At 60.2% G+C, this 13617-nt stretch carries 14 protein-coding genes; 12 read left to right on the top strand and 2 right to left on the bottom strand.

Going from position 1 to position 13617, the window contains the following annotated elements:
- Positions 1 to 2 precede the first annotated feature (2 nt).
- From EXY20_RS37795 to spoVM, 6 genes are all read left to right on the top strand, one after another.
- Positions 3 to 770: a Stp1/IreP family PP2C-type Ser/Thr phosphatase gene (locus EXY20_RS37795; RefSeq protein ID WP_135557624.1), complete on the top strand. Its 768-nt coding sequence runs from the start codon at positions 3 to 5 to the stop codon at positions 768 to 770.
- Complete coding sequence (pknB, locus tag EXY20_RS37790) at positions 767 to 2869, top strand: Stk1 family PASTA domain-containing Ser/Thr kinase (protein ID WP_135557623.1); 2103 nt, start codon at positions 767 to 769, stop codon at positions 2867 to 2869. Before EXY20_RS37795 ends, pknB begins: the two co-directional genes overlap by 4 nt.
- Before the next feature lie 3 nt (positions 2870 to 2872).
- Positions 2873 to 3784, top strand: coding sequence for a ribosome small subunit-dependent GTPase A (rsgA, locus tag EXY20_RS37785; protein WP_135557622.1), 912 nt, complete (start codon positions 2873 to 2875; stop codon positions 3782 to 3784).
- Positions 3785 to 3787: 3 nt separating this feature from the next.
- A complete protein-coding gene (rpe, locus tag EXY20_RS37780; protein WP_135557621.1) occupies positions 3788 to 4459 on the top strand; it encodes a ribulose-phosphate 3-epimerase in 672 nt (223 codons plus the stop codon).
- Positions 4456 to 4752, top strand: a complete 297-nt coding sequence (locus EXY20_RS37775; protein ID WP_135557620.1) for a hypothetical protein — start codon at positions 4456 to 4458, stop codon at positions 4750 to 4752. The genes rpe and EXY20_RS37775 overlap by 4 nt, the downstream gene beginning before the upstream one ends.
- Before the next feature lie 77 nt (positions 4753 to 4829).
- On the top strand, positions 4830 to 4910 hold the full coding sequence (gene spoVM, locus EXY20_RS37770; protein ID WP_036634233.1) for a stage V sporulation protein SpoVM: 81 nt from the start codon (positions 4830 to 4832) through the stop codon (positions 4908 to 4910).
- An 89-nt stretch (positions 4911 to 4999) separates the two neighbouring features.
- On the opposite strand, the gene rpmB is transcribed toward spoVM, so the two are convergent.
- On the bottom strand, positions 5000 to 5188 hold the full coding sequence (gene rpmB, locus EXY20_RS37765) for a 50S ribosomal protein L28 (protein WP_135557619.1): 189 nt from the start codon (positions 5186 to 5188) through the stop codon (positions 5000 to 5002).
- A 230-nt stretch (positions 5189 to 5418) separates the two neighbouring features.
- On the opposite strand from rpmB, the gene EXY20_RS37760 reads away from it, so the two are divergent.
- The 5 genes from EXY20_RS37760 (at position 5419) to EXY20_RS37740 (ending at position 10887) form a co-directional block, all read left to right on the top strand.
- Positions 5419 to 5778, top strand: a complete 360-nt coding sequence (locus EXY20_RS37760) for an Asp23/Gls24 family envelope stress response protein (protein ID WP_135557618.1) — start codon at positions 5419 to 5421, stop codon at positions 5776 to 5778.
- 107 nt (positions 5779 to 5885) lie between these two features.
- Positions 5886 to 7577 carry a DAK2 domain-containing protein gene (locus EXY20_RS37755; RefSeq protein WP_207671405.1) on the top strand — a complete coding sequence of 564 codons (1692 nt, stop codon included), beginning with the start codon at positions 5886 to 5888 and terminating at the stop codon, positions 7575 to 7577.
- An 11-nt stretch (positions 7578 to 7588) separates the two neighbouring features.
- The gene (locus EXY20_RS37750; protein ID WP_135557616.1) at positions 7589 to 8458 is read left to right on the top strand and encodes a DegV family protein; all 870 of its coding nucleotides are present in this window, start codon (positions 7589 to 7591) and stop codon (positions 8456 to 8458) included.
- A complete protein-coding gene (recG, locus tag EXY20_RS37745) occupies positions 8458 to 10506 on the top strand; it encodes an ATP-dependent DNA helicase RecG (RefSeq protein ID WP_207671404.1) in 2049 nt (682 codons plus the stop codon). Before EXY20_RS37750 ends, recG begins: the two co-directional genes overlap by 1 nt.
- Positions 10507 to 10599: 93 nt before the next feature.
- Positions 10600 to 10887 (top strand): stage VI sporulation protein F, encoded by a 288-nt coding sequence (locus EXY20_RS37740; RefSeq protein ID WP_135557614.1) that lies wholly within the window; start codon positions 10600 to 10602, stop codon positions 10885 to 10887.
- Between the two features lie 497 nt (positions 10888 to 11384).
- Here the strand turns inward: EXY20_RS37740 and EXY20_RS37735 are convergent, their stop codons facing one another.
- Entirely contained in the window at positions 11385 to 12134 is a 750-nt protein-coding gene (locus EXY20_RS37735) for a polysaccharide deacetylase family protein (RefSeq protein WP_135557613.1), read from the bottom strand.
- A gap of 117 nt (positions 12135 to 12251) precedes the next feature.
- Here EXY20_RS37735 and EXY20_RS37730 point away from each other — a divergent pair, with 117 nt between their 5' ends.
- On the top strand, positions 12252 to 13355 hold the full coding sequence (locus EXY20_RS37730; RefSeq protein WP_135557612.1) for an AI-2E family transporter: 1104 nt from the start codon (positions 12252 to 12254) through the stop codon (positions 13353 to 13355).
- Positions 13356 to 13617 lie beyond the last annotated feature (262 nt).

Here is a 13617-nt window from a genome sequence, read left to right as displayed (position 1 = left end):
AGATGAAGGCGGCTTATAAAAGCGATGTCGGTTACGTACGCGCGGTCAACGAGGATCGTGCCGTCGTACGGACCGAACTGGGCGGCTACGATCTGGCGATCGTAGCCGACGGCATGGGGGGTCACCAAGCCGGCGAAATCGCCAGCCAAATGGCGATCGAAACGATTGAGGAAAAGCTGCATGGCCTACATAGCGGCATGACCGACGAGCAAATCGAGCGGCAGCTGACGGAAGCGATTGCAGGCGCCAACGATTCGATTTACGAATACGCTCAGCAACTGACGCATCTGCACGGCATGGGCACGACGGTCGTCGCCGTGCTGGCGAGCAAGGAGTCGCTGCTGATCGGCCATATCGGCGACAGCCGCGCCTACCTTGTCCGGGGCGATTCCATCGTGCAGTTGACCGAAGACCATACGCTCGTCGGCGAATTGCTGCGCAGCGGGCAAATCTCGAAGGAAGAAGCGGAGCATCACCCGCGGCGGAACGTACTGACGCGCGCGCTCGGGACGGAACCCGGCACGCCGGTCGACATTCGCCGCCTGCCGTGGTCGTCCGGCGACGTGCTGCTGCTGTGCAGCGACGGGCTGAGCGGTCTCGTCGAGCCTGCGGACATCTGCGCGATCGCCGGCGGCGATCTGGAGCTGGCCGACAAGGCCGATGCGCTGATCGCCCACGCGCTGGCGGCGGGAGGCGACGACAACGTGACGGTCGTACTTCTGGTCAACGATGCGAACGAGCCTTCCGGAAAGCGAGGTGATGCGGATTGACCGATCAAGTGCTCAGCGGCAGATACGAATTGCTCGAACGCGTCGGCGGCGGCGGTATGGCGCTGGTGTACAAGGCGCAGGACATTTTGCTGAACCGGTTCGTTGCGGTCAAGGTGCTGCGTCAGCAGTTCGTGCACGACGAGGAGTTCATCCGCCGTTTCCGCCGCGAGGCGCAGGCGGCCGCATCGCTGTCGCATCCGAACATTGTCAGCATTTACGACGTCGGACAGCAGGACGACGTGCATTATATCGTGATGGAGTATGTGGAAGGCAATACGCTGAACGAACTCATCAAGGAGAAGGCGCCGCTTCAGGTGGAGGAAGCGGTCCATATCGCCGGGCAAATTTGCGACGCGCTCGATCACGCGCACGCGAACCAGATCGTGCACCGCGATATCAAGCCGCACAACATCCTTATCGGCAAGAACGGCCGGGTCAAGGTGACCGACTTCGGCATCGCCCGCGCCACGACCTCTTCGACCATCACGCAGACGGGTTCCGTGGTGGGTTCCGTTCATTATTTTTCGCCGGAGCATGCCAAAGGGACGCCCGCCGGCGCCAAATCCGACCTGTACTCGCTCGGCATCGTCCTGTACCAGATGCTGACCGGACGGCTGCCGTTTCTCGGCGAAAGCCCGATCAGCGTGGCGCTCAAGCATCTGCAGGAGAAGGTCGAGGAGCCGCGCAAAGTCAATCCGCTCATTCCGCAAAGCGTGGAGAATATCATCCTCCGGGCAATGCGCAAGTCGCCGGAGGAGCGCTATCAGTCGGCGGAAGAAATGCAGCACGATCTCGATACGTGTCTGATGCCGGAACGCCGCAACGAGCGCAAACTCGAGTTTCACGACGCCGAGCAATTCGATGCGGAGCGGACGCGCGTCGTGCCCGCCATTCGCGGCAATGCCGACAACGGCTACGCGGACGACGGCGATGAGGAAGAGGGGCGCAAGCGCAGAGGCTGGATCGCGCCAACCGTGTGGGCGGTCGTGCTGCTGCTGACGATCGGCGCCCTCTGGTACGGCATCGGCTATGTCAAAAGCAATTTTACCCCCAAAGACGTGGAAGTGCCTTATGTAACGGGGGAAAACGTCGATGTGGCGAAGCAAAAAATAACGGCGGCGGGCTTGCGCCCCGAGGTCACCCTGGAGACGAGCAAAGACGTGGCGGTCAATATCGTCATCCAACAGGACCCGGAAAAAATGTCGGTGCGCGAAGGCACTGTCGTCAAGCTGCGCGTCAGCACGGGCGCGGAAATGCGCGCGATGCCCAAGTACGTGGGCAAATCGTTCAACGACGTGCGGCTCGAGCTGCAGGCGCTCGGCATCAGCGATACGCAGATCAAAACGTCGAGCGATTTCAGCGAAGAAGATCCGGATAAAATTCTGGAGCAGACGCCGAAGGAAGGCGAGCAGTTCGATCCGGCCAAAACGCAGTTTACGTTCAAACTCAGCAAAGGCCGCGAGAAGCTGAAGATGCCCGATCTGACCGGCATGACGCAGAAGGAAGCGGAAAACGCGCTGACGCTGATGGATTTGAAACTGGCTCCGAACGGCGATGGCGTCGTGCGCAAGCCGAACTACGATACGCCGAAGGACCGGGTGTTTGACCAATGGCCGTACAAAAAAGATCAGGACGTCGATCGCGGCGCAAAGGATATCATCATCTATATCAGCTCGGGCAAGCCGGACGATGCGGTCGAATGGGTATACCAGTCCAAGCCGCTTGAACCGAAGACGCAGGGCAAACCGTCGACGTTCAAAATCGAACTGACGGACGCTCGTTACGAGAAGTTTGTCTATCAGGACGGGCTGCAAATCAGCACTGCCGAGCCGATCAACATCCAACTGACGCTTACCAGGGACAAGAGCGCGACGATCACTTATTATCGCGACGGTGCGCCGTACAATACGGAAACGGTCACGTACCAGAATTACCTGCAATACCTCAACCAGCAAAGCAAACCGTCGGCCGGCAGCGCGTCGCCGAGCGCTTCCGTTACGCCATCCGGCTCGCCGGGGACAACGCCGAAGCAGTCGCAAACGCCGACGCCTTCGCCATCCGCATCCAAATCGCCGTCGCCGAGCGCGGGAAGCAGGTAACGCATGCCGGAAGGATTGATTGTCAAAGCGCTAAGCGGGTATTACTACGTGCTCCCGCAGCCGGCCGAGGCGCAAGCCGGAGCGGCTGCGGAAACGATCCAGTGCAGGGCGCGGGGCCTGTTCAAAAAGCAGCATATTTCGCCGCTGGTCGGCGACCGCGTGTCATACGAGCTGACCGATAACGGGGAAGGCACGGTTGTCGCCATTGAGCCGCGCGCAACCGAATTGATTCGCCCGCCGATCGCGAATGTCGATACGGCGGTGCTTGTTTTTTCCGTGGTGGAGCCGAACTTGAGCCTGCAGCTGCTGGACAAGTTTCTTGTCCATACGGAGCAGGCAAGGCTGGACACCATCGTCGTCCTGACGAAAACGGACCTTGCCGGTCCGGAAGAGAACGAAGCGGCCGAAGCGGCTGCCGGCTTGTACCGCGCGATCGGATATCCGGTCGTGACGACGAGCGCGCGCAAAGGCGAAGGCGTCGGCCGGGTGAAGGAGCTGCTGGCGGGACGTATCGCCGTCTTCTCCGGCCAGTCCGGCGTCGGCAAGTCGTCGCTGCTGAACGCGATTATGCCGGGGCTGGCGCTGTCGACGAACGCCATCAGCCACAGGCTCGGCCGCGGCAAGCATACGACCCGCCATGTCGAACTGATCGCCCAGCCGGGCGGCGGCTGGATCGCCGATACGCCGGGCTTCAGCCAGCTCGACTTTCAGCAGCTGGAAGCGGGCGATCTCGGCGGCTGCTTCAAAGAAATGCGCGAGCTTGCGCCCGGATGCCGGTTTCGCGGCTGCCAACACGAACGCGAGCCCGGCTGCAAAGTGATCGGCGCCGCGTCCGCCGGGCAAGTCGCCCGCACGCGGTATGAGCATTACCTGCAATTCCTGACCGAAATCAAAGACCGCAAACGGAGGTACTGATTCATGCGCAAGCTGTATATCGCGCCGTCGATTTTATCCGCCGATTTCGCCAAGCTGGGCGAAGAAATCGCAGACGTGGAGCGCGGCGGCGCAGATTGGATACACGTCGACGTGATGGACGGGCACTACGTGCCGAACATTACGCTCGGGCCGCTCGTGGTGCAGGCGATCCGGCCGCATACAAAGTTGCCGCTCGACGTACACCTGATGATCGAGCAGCCGGACCGCTACATTCCCGCATTCGCCAAGGCGGGCGCCGACTATATCACCGTGCACGCGGAAGCTTGCGTGCATCTGCATCGCACGCTGCATCTGATCCGCGAGCATGGCGTCAAGGCCGGTGTGGCGCTTAATCCGGCCACGCCGCTGACGGCGATCGAATGGGCGCTCGGCGACGTCGATCTCGTGCTGCAGATGACGGTCAATCCGGGCTTCGGCGGCCAATCGTTCATCCCGCTTACGCTGGACAAGATTCGCCGGGTGCGTGAGTGGCTGACCGAACGGAATCTGCATGACGTGCGGATCGAAGTCGACGGCGGCGTAAACGAAGCGACGGCCCCGCTCGTAGCCGAAGCGGGCGCCGACGTGCTGGTGGCCGGCAACGCCGTGTTCGCCGCGCCGGACCGGGCCGCCGCGATTGCCGGCATTCGCCGGGCGGGAGGAGGAGCGCCGTGAGAGGGCTTGTCTTGCTGCTGTACAGCATCGCCGGCGCGCTTCTGATGTCGGGCTTCATTCTCGTTCCCGGCATCACCCGGTACGCGTTTTCGCTGGGGGCGATTCTGCTCGGCATCCGGTTCTTCCGCATCCGGGACGGCATCGGCGCCCGGATCACGTTCATCTTGTTGGTCGTTGTGTTGTGCCTCGTCTTTACGAGTATGTACGTCTTGTTCGCTACCGCAAACGACTGGTGGATTCCGGACGTTTACAAGGACATGAACAACGAGCCCTCCCCTGCCAACCCGTCATAATTGGCGGCGCCCCTTCATACACTTGATTACAGGAGCGGGCGCTCAAGATCGTGGAACCTTTTGAGGAGGGGGATGGCATGAAGTTTTACACCATCAAATTGCCGCGCTTTTTGGGCGGATTCGTCAAGGCGGTTTTAAATACATTCAGCAAAAATTGAACGGGCAATCCCGGAATCGAAGCAGACGTCAAATGAAAAAAAGCACCTTCTCAGGTGCTTTTTTGTCTTCGTATGCAACAATGACGGTGCTAGACGCGGGCTACTTTGCCGGATTTCAACGCGCGCGTGCTGACATAAACGCGTTTCGGCTTGCCGTCCACGAGGATGCGGACTTTCTGAACGTTGACTCCCCAGGTGCGCTTCGTTTTATTGTTCGCGTGGGACACGTTGTTTCCTTGTTTAGGCGATTTGCCGGTTACGTAACATTTGCGGGACATGCATGACACCTCCTCTATCGTTTCACCGCCGGACAAGCCGACGGATATTGGCGTGAAAAGCGGATCTTCCGTAAAAACATACTAGAATATAATAGCATAGCCCGATTGGGCAAGTCAACGACCGAAAACGGCGGGGAACGGCCGGGATGCGCCGCCGCCGCTCGCTTTTCATCTCTCCCTACTTGTTGTACAATGTTCGTAATACTTTCGATCGAAGGGCGTGTAGAATCATGTCGATTGAGCTTGCAACCGAATATGGGAAAGTGAATGTAGCCAACCCGGTAGTCGCCGTTATTGCCGGTTCCGCCGCACTGGAGTGCTATGGGCTTGTCGGCATGTCGTCGCGCAACCAGTTGAAGGACGGCATCGCCGAATTGCTCGGCCGTGACAACTTGAGTCGCGGGGTGGAGGTGCGGCGCGAGCACGATTTGCTTCATGTGGATCTTTATATTATCGTCAGCTACGGCACGAATATTTCCGAAGTGGCTCACAATGTGCAGAATCGTGTGAAATATATACTGGGCGAAGTGGTTGGCCTGCAAGTCGATCGCGTCAACATCTTCGTGCAGGGAGTACGCGTGGCCAAGTAGCAACGGCAATCCGACGGCGGGGCCGTCCGGTGCCGCATCGACGGAAGGAGAAGGTGTGGTTGAGTAAGCGCTTCAGCGGGATAGACGCAGCGGATTTGGTACAGCTTATGGTTTCCGGCGCCGAACGATTGAAGGCGATGGCCGAACACGTGAACGCGTTGAACGTATTTCCGGTTCCGGACGGGGATACGGGATCGAACATGAGCATGACGATGTCCGCCGGCGTGGAAGAGCTGCTGCGCAGACAGAGCGGCCATGCCGGCAAATGCGCCGAAGCGCTGGCCAAAGGGCTTCTGCTCGGCGCCAGGGGCAACTCGGGCGTTATTTTGTCGCAGCTGTTTCGCGGCTTCGCGAAGGCGGTCGCCGCCTGCGAAACGATCGATGCCGCACACTTCGCCGCGGCGCTGCAGACCGGCGTCGACGCCGCGTTCAAGGCTGTCGTCAAGCCGGTTGAAGGCACGATCCTGACCGTGGCGCGGGAATCGGCGAAACATGCGGTAGCGGTGGCCCGCCGGACGGACGACGTGGCGGCGGTCATGAGCGAAACGCTGCGCTGCGGGCAAGAGACGCTGGCCAAAACGCCGGATATGCTTCCCGTCCTGAAGCAAGTTGGCGTCGTTGACGCCGGAGGACAAGGTCTTATCTGCATTTATGAAGGGTTTATGGCTTACTTGTCCGGCGAGCAGGTCGCATCGGCAACGGTTCCGACGCCGCCAAACGTCGCGACATTCGTGGAAAATCATGATCCGCATCGTTCCAAGTCCGCACAATCACAATTGTCCGCCAGCTCGATCGAGCATGGTTATTGTACGGAATTTATCATTAAGCTGGCACCGGCCCAACGGTCGGCGCGCTTCGAGGAAGGCGCGTTCCGCAGCGCGCTCGGCAGGCTGGGCGATTCGCTGCTCGTTGTCGCCGACGACGAACTGGTCAAGGTGCATATCCACGCCGAGTCGCCCGGCAACGTGATGAACGAAGCGATGCGTTACGGAGAACTGACACGGATCAAGATCGAAAACATGCGCGAACAACACGCGCATATCGTCTCCGACGATTTTGCCAAGGCCGGCGCAGACGCGGCTCCCGCTGTATCTGCAGCGCCGGTTGCCGGCGGGGAAGCTGCTGCGGAGCCGCAATTGAAGCGCTACGGCGTCGTGGCGATTGCCGCAGGCGAAGGGCTGTCGCGCCTGTTCGCCAGCCTCGGCGCGGATGTGGTGCTGTCCGGCGGGCAAACGATGAATCCGAGCACGGAAGACATCGTGCGCGCGGTGCAGCAAGTGCCGGCCCAGACGGTGTTCGTGCTGCCGAACAACGGCAACATCGTGATGGCCGCCCGGCAGGCGGAGGAGCTGGTCTCCGGCCGCAAGCTCGTGGTTGTGCCGACGAAGACGATTCCGCAAGGGATGTCGGCGCTGATCGCGTTCAAGGAGAAGGCGGAGCCGGCGGTCAACGCCGAACGGATGGAGAAGGCGGCGGCGGCCGTGCAATCCGGTCAGGTGACAACGGCCGTGCGCGATACGGAAATCGACGGCGTGACGATTGCCGAAGGCGATTATCTGGGCATTCACAACGGGCGCATCGTGGTGTCGAGCGCCGAGCTTGCGACGACGCTGCGCGAACTGATCGACAGCATGCTGCAGGACGGCGGCGAAGTCGTGACGATCCTGACCGGCGAAGACGCGCGGCAGGAAGAAGCGGGCGCGCTTGCCGGCTATATCGCGGAGCGATATCCTGAAGTGGAGACGGACATTCAGGCCGGCGAACAACCGGTGTATCGGTTTATACTTTCGGCGGAATAGGGGCGGCGCGCATGAGCCAGATTCGATTGATGACCGACAGCACGGCGGACATTCCGGCGGAGCTGCGGCAAGAGCTCGGCATCGCCATGGTGCCGCTCAAGATTCATTTTGGCGAAGAAACGTATTTGGACGCGGTGACGCTGCAGCCGGAGCAGTTCTACGAGAAGCTGGCCGCCGCGCCGTCGCTGCCCAAGACGTCGCAGCCGTCGCCGCTCGACTTCGTCGAATGCTTCAAGCAGGTGGCCGCCGAATCGCCCGGCGCCTCGATCATTTCGGTGCATCTCGGCTCCGTGCTGAGCGGAACGTACCAGTCGGCGCTGCTCGCCGCGTCGATGCTCGAAGGGGAAATCGACGTGACGGTCGTCGATTCGCGGTCCGCCTCGTACGGCTGCGGTTTGCAGGTCGTGAAGGCGGCGGAAGCGGCGAGAGCCGGCGCGACCAAGGAGCAATGCCTCGAGCTGATGGCCACGATCAAGCAGCGCAACAGCTTGTACTTTCTCGTCGATACGCTCGACTATTTGCAGAAGGGCGGCCGAATTGGCAAAGCGTCGGCGTTCATCGGTTCGCTGCTGAACATCAAGCCGATTTTGACGCTCGACGAAGACGGCACCGTAACGTCCGTGGACAAGGTGCGCGGCCATCGCAAGGCGATGCAGCGCATCATCGAGCTGCTGCAGGATGAAGGCGCTTTTGGCGGTGAGAACGATGTGATCATCGCCCATTCCAACGATAGGGAGAAGGCGGAGGAGCTGAGCGGCCTCATCGGCGAACATTTCCGGGTTCGCTCGCTCACGTACACGTCGCTCGGGCCGGTCATCGGCACGCATGTCGGCCCCGGCACGGTGGCGGTGTTCATGCTCCCCGCCGACGTTTTGTCATGATGGATCTGCATCACATTCCGGTACGGCAGGTTCGCGGCGTCAGCGCGGCAAAGGCGGAAGAGCTCGCCGCGCTTGGCATTCGCTCCGTAGCCGACCTGCTCGATTATTTTCCGTTCCGGTATGAGGATTACCGGCTGCGCGATTTGACGGAAGTCAAGGACGGCGACAAAATTACGGTTCAAGGCACCATCTACGGAGAGCCGCTCGTACGCATGTACGGCAGAACGAAGTCGCGGCTGACGTGCATGGTGATGGTGGACCGTTTTTTGATTACTGCCATTATGTTCAACCGCCACTTTCTGAAGGACAAGCTGGTCGTCGGCAAGGAGATCGTGCTGACCGGCAAGTGGGACCAGCGCCGGCTCCATCTGACGGTAACCGAAACCGAGTTTCCCGGTCAGGGGGCGTCCAAGACGGACACGGTGCAGCCGGTGTATTCGCTGACGGGCGCGATCGCCCAAAACTGGCTGCGCAAAATCATGACGCAGGCACTGACGCAGTTCGGCGCGCTGGTGGAAGAAGTGCTGCCCCGCGAGCTGGTGGCGAAGCATGACTTGCTGCCGCGCAAACAGGCGGTGGCGACGATTCATCGCCCGGCGAACGTTGCCGAAGGGCAACGGGCGCGCAAGCGGCTTGTCTACGAGGAACTGTTCCTGTTCCAGTTGAAGCTGCAAGCGTACCGCGCCGTAACGCGGCAGCGGGCGGAAGGCGTGGCGCATCCGCTTGACGAACAGGCGGTGCGCGGCTTCCTGGCTTCGCTGCCGTTCGCGCTGACGGAGTCGCAGCGGCGCGTCATCGGCGAAATCATGCACGATCTGAAGCAGCCCTACGGCATGAACCGGCTGCTCCAGGGCGATGTCGGCGCCGGCAAAACGATTGTCGCCGCCGCTGCGCTCGTCGCCGTCGTCAAGGCGGGTTCGCAGGGAGCGCTGATGGTGCCGACGGAAATTTTGGCCGAGCAGCACAAGCGGTCGCTGGAGGCGCTGTTCGCCCCGCTCGGCATCGAAGTCGCCTTGCTCACCGGCGGCCTGACCGAACGCAAGCGGCGCGATGTGCTGGCCGGCTTGCAGATGGGGCTGATCGACGTTGTCGTCGGCACGCATGCGCTGATCCAGGAGGACGTCGTGTACCGCAAGCTCGGCCTCGTCGTCACCGACGAGCAGCACCGGTTCGGCGTCAACCAGCGCAGCATCCTGCGGCGCAAAGGGCTGCACCCCGACGTGCTGACGATGACGGCGACGCCGATTCCGCGTACGCTGGCGATTACCGCGTTCGGCGACATGGACGTGTCGACGCTGCGCGAGCTGCCGAAAGGCCGGCTGCCGATAAAAACATACGCGGTGTCGCACAACTTGCTGACGCGCGTGCTCGGTTTTATCGACCGCGAGGTGAAGGCGGGGCGGCAGGCGTACGTCATTTGCCCGCTGATCGAAGAATCGGAGAAGCTCGACGTGCAGAACGCGATCGACGTGCATGCCCAGTTGACGCAGGAGTTCCCGGCTTTGCGCGTCGGGTTGCTGCACGGTCGTTTGAAGGCGGAGGAGAAGGACGACATCATGCGCCGGTTCAGCGCCGGCGACTTGCAGGTGCTCGTCTCGACGACGGTCATCGAGGTCGGCGTCGACGTGCCGAATGCGACGCTGATGGTCGTTTACGACGCCGACCGCTTCGGCTTGTCGCAGCTGCACCAGCTGCGCGGCCGGGTCGGCCGCGGCGAGCACCAGTCGTACTGCGTGCTGCTGGCCGACCCGAAGAGCGAAGTCGGCAAGGAGCGGCTTCGCGTCATGGCCGAAACGAACGACGGCTTCGAAATCGCCCGCCGCGACCTCGAACTGCGCGGGCCGGGCGACTTCTTCGGCACGAAGCAAAGCGGCATGCCGGAGTTCCGGCTGGCCGACATGATCGCCGATTTCGAGACGCTCGAGGAGGCGCGGGACGATGCCGCCGCGCTCGTGGCGCGCGCCGATTTCTGGACGGCGGCGGAACATGCGGCACTGCGGTCGTTTTTGCAGCGGGAAGGCATTCTCGGCAATGAACAGCTCGACTGACAATCGTTTTGCATGCCGTCGCCGGGCGAACAGGAACATTTTGCGGGCGGCCGTCATACGATAGAGAATGATCGGTTGACGGAGGTGTGACGGTTGAGCTACATGCATTACGGCATCGAGCCGCAGTTGGTCGAGCAAGTCAAGATGAAGCTGAAGCAGCCGGACAACAAGGAGCGCGTCAAACATATTTTGCAATACGTGACGAAATCGGATTTGCAGAACAAGCTGACGGTGCGCAAGCTGGTCGGCGACATTACGCGGGCGATCGGCATCAAGCTGAGCGAACGGCAGACGGAAAATATCGTTGCGTTCGTCATCGCGCAAAAAATCGATCCGAACAACACGTTTCATCTGCTCAAGCTGTGGGGGATGTTCCGGTAGGGAGTGTATGAGAACTCCGAGGCCGAGGGCAGCAGATTGGGCTGAATTTTCGTTCCAAACAAGCCGGCGTCGCAGCGCGACGGCCGGCTTGTTTGGCGTGTTGGGGCGGGTGCGTGAGGCGTGGATGTGGCAGGTAAGGCGGGAACAGATGTGTCAGGCGGGGCTGGTGCGTGTATAGTGTATGGGAGGACGAGACGTGCCTGGCAGGGCTGGCCCGTAAGGCGGGGCCGGCGAATAGCCCAGAAAAAATGGCTTATTTGCGTACATTCACGAGTCTCATCCAAATTAACCAACGAAAACACTGGCTATTCCGAGCAGATGGACGAAAAACCGGGTTTCCCGACGAAATAGCTAGCGAAATCACTGGCTATTTCTGCGAAAGAGGCCCATATTCCATCAATAAGCCATTTTTTATGGCTTATTGGGATAAGCGGAGGCAACGAACCGGATCCGGGCGACCTCGTTGCGCCGTGGAACGAACGCTCCTCAGGGACGCTTCACGGCTTCTTCACCGGCACCGACTTGCGCATGCTGAGCAATTCGGAAACCGTCACGAACTGGTAGCCGCGCTGTTTCAGTTCGGGCAAAATAACGCGCAGCGCGTCGACGGTTTGCGTCCGTCCTTCGACAAAATCGTGAAACAGCACAATATCGCCGTTATGGTCGTGGTCGAGCACTTTGCGCACGATGCGGCCCGTACCGGGGCTGCGCCAATCGTTCGTATCCTGATCCCACGACCAGAGGATGACGAGGTAGCCGCTTTGTTTGGCCATATGCACGACCGCTTCGTTATAGTACCCTCCCGGCGGGCGGAACAGGTGCGGCGGCTGGCCGGTGGCGCGGAAGATGGCGTCGTGCGTGTCGCTCAGCTCGCGGCGCATCGTTTCCGTATGCCGGTTGCGGTTGAAGTAGGGGTGCGTGTACGTATGGTTGCCAATCTCATGGCCTTCCATTGCCGCCCGCCGGACAAGCTCGGGGTATTTGGCCGCCCGGTTGCCGACGACAAAAAAGGTAGCTTTGGCGTCATACTGCTTAAGCAGCTTCAAAATATGGTCCGTATGCACCGGATGAGGCCCGTCGTCGAACGTGAGCGCAATCACTTTGCGATCGGTCGGCACTTCCCAGACGACTTCGCCGCGCTGCTCGTAATATTCCCTTCCCTTGCTTGCGGAAGGCGAGAAGGAGGTCGCCAGGCCGAGCGACAGCACGGCGGCCATCAGCAGCGGCAGTTTCAACAGCAGCATCATAAGCAAAAATCCCCTATCCTGCGTAGTTGCCAGTAGGGTGCCAACATTTTGGATCTTTTATGACGAATCGGATGAATGTGATATACTGGAAAGAACGAGACGAGCGGAGGGGTCGGCATGCCGCAAGGGAAATATTTTCGCATCGGGTACGGCATTATTATCGTGTTATTGATCGTGTTTCTCGCTTCAAAAGTCGATTTCCTGTTCCGTCCGATTGGCGTCGTCGTGCAAACGCTGCTGCTTCCGTTCATTTTGTCCGGGGTGCTGTACTACATCATGCGGCCGCTTGTGACGCTGCTCGAAAGGCGAGGGGTTAAGCGAGCTTACGGGGTGCCGATCATTTTCCTGCTGTTTCTGGGTCTGGTCGTCATGCTCGTACTGCTCGTCGGTCCGGTGATCCAGGAGCAGATCAACAGCTTGCTGACCAATGCGCCGCAGATGATTTCCCTCGTGCAGAAGCAGGTCGACAAGCTTCAGGAAAATCGCTGGATCGCCGATTACTATAACGAGCACCAGCAGGAAATCGAAGCCAAAATCGCCGAATTCAGCAAGAACATTTTATCGAGTACGGGCAATGCGCTCAACACGTTGCTTGGATTTATTTCCGATGTGGTGGTGCTGCTGTCCACCGTGCCTTTCATCGTCTACTACTTGCTCAAGGAAGGCGATAAATTCAGCAAGTTTGTGCTTCGCGTCACGCCGGACGAGCACGACGACGAAGCGATGAAGATCCTGAAAGACATGGACGCGGCGCTCAGCAATTACATCCAGGGCAAATTTCTCGTCAGTCTGGGGCTCGGCATTCTGATGTACGTCGGCTACGAAATCATCGGCTTGCAGTATTCGCTCATTCTGGCGCTTGTGCTGACGATGATGAACCTCATCCCGTTCGTCGGCGTGTTTATCGGCATGATTCCGAGTGTCGTCGTGGCGCTCATCGATTCGCCGGCCATGGTGATCAAAGTGATCGTCGTTGTCGTCATCGCGCAGCAAATCGAAAACAACTTCATTTCGCCGCAGGTGATGGGGAAGAAGCTGGCGATTCATCCGCTGACCATCATCCTGCTGTTGATCGCCGTCGGCAGTTTGACCGGTTTGCTCGGCATGTTCGTAGCCATCCCGACTTACGCGGTGATCAAAGTGGTCGCCAGCCATCTGTACCGGCTGTATCGGATCCGCCGTCACAAGAGTCCGCCCGGCGATACGGGGGCACCAACATAACGCACCGAAAGCGAGCGACGCCGCTCCGCGGAAGGGCTGTTCCTCCGATCTCTCCTGGCGAGCCGCCCCTGAAGTGGCCCGATTGATTGCCGGCAACCAAAATAGCCCATGAAAAATGGCCTATTTGCCCCAGATTGGGTGCCGTCAAGTAGTTTGTGTAGTAGGTTCTTCCATCGGGACGATGGGGGTCATTTGTTTGGTGTAAAAGGTTGTGGGCGGCCGTAGCCCAAGCGAAGGCGCGGGAGGTTATTTTTTTGCTCCG

It is taken from the genome of Paenibacillus cymbidii (assembly GCF_004764705.1).
GTDB classification, from domain to species: Bacteria; Bacillota; Bacilli; order Paenibacillales; family NBRC-103111; genus Paenibacillus_AN; species Paenibacillus_AN cymbidii.
This window is presented reverse-complemented; position numbering and strand designations above follow the sequence as displayed.